Consider the following 1,084-nt stretch of genomic DNA (forward strand, 5'->3'; position numbering starts at 1 on the left):
GATTGAGTATACGAAGATACATCATCATTACCTATAGCTATAGAAGATCTTCCTATAGCATAAGTATTATTTCCTACAGATGTTGCTTGAGCTGTTGAGAAAACTGCACTTCCTACTGCAACTCCTTGTCCATCATCTTTACTTACACCATTACTAGTATTAAAATGATTTTGATAAACATATGCATGAGAACCAAGAACTACAGAATTTTGTAAATCTGACTTTGTATTAGCTCCTATTACTACACTTTGTTTATTTTCTGATTTTGCATTAAATCCTATTACTACATTTTCTAACCCCTTACCATATGTTTTTCCTCCAGCACCTATTATTACTGAATGTTCCGTATTATATGCGTTATCATATTTTGCTAATATTATATTATTTTTACTATTATTTTCTCCTTGAGGGCTACTTCCTCCTGTAGATGTTCCAACTGTTCCATTAGTTTCATTTATTGCTAACCATGCACCATGAGATATTGTTGTTACCCCTATAAAACCTAACATCATATACCGTATAACTGTTCTATCATTTATACTTACTTTTTCCTTTAAAGAACTTTTTAAATGTCTTCTTAACTCCTGTATTTTTTTCATCCTTTTTCTTCATCCCTTTTTAATTTATTTCTCAATTTTTATATATTTATTAAAATATTTTTCATCCACATTTTCTTCTGTTAAACTCTCTAAAAAGATTTCTGATAAATCTTTTCCAGTTAAACTAACTTTTAAAATTTTCACATTATTTAGTTTTTCTACCTTTTTATTAATATTTTTAATTTCATATGTTATATAATCTCTATTTTTCATATATCTATCATCAATTTTAAAGTTAAATAAATATATGTATATGTTATCGACTTTTTTAGAAACATCTTCTATATATTTTTCTAAATAATCTACATCTGGAAAGTATAAGTGTAGTTCTTTTATTTTCTTCTCATCATATTTAGGTATTTGCCTTAATATCTCATCTGCTGATATTACATTTGCTAAAATATCAAAGTTCCTCTTCTTTGAATATAGCTCTTTCATTCCTGTTATTACACTTAATCTCTGATTTATTATTAAATCATAATAAT

At 26.4% G+C, this 1,084-nt stretch carries 1 protein-coding gene and 1 pseudogene; both read right to left on the bottom strand.

The annotated features are described in order from the left end of the window. Positions 1–599: pseudogene (locus BUE91_RS05535) on the bottom strand (adhesin); the annotation flags it as partial. 24 nt (positions 600–623) lie between these two features. Next, the coding region (locus BUE91_RS05540; RefSeq protein ID WP_073508215.1) for a hypothetical protein at positions 624–1,084 on the bottom strand (461 nt) is incomplete at its 5' end.

The organism is Streptobacillus notomytis, assembly GCF_001902585.1.
Classification (GTDB): Bacteria; Fusobacteriota; Fusobacteriia; order Fusobacteriales; family Leptotrichiaceae; genus Streptobacillus; species Streptobacillus notomytis.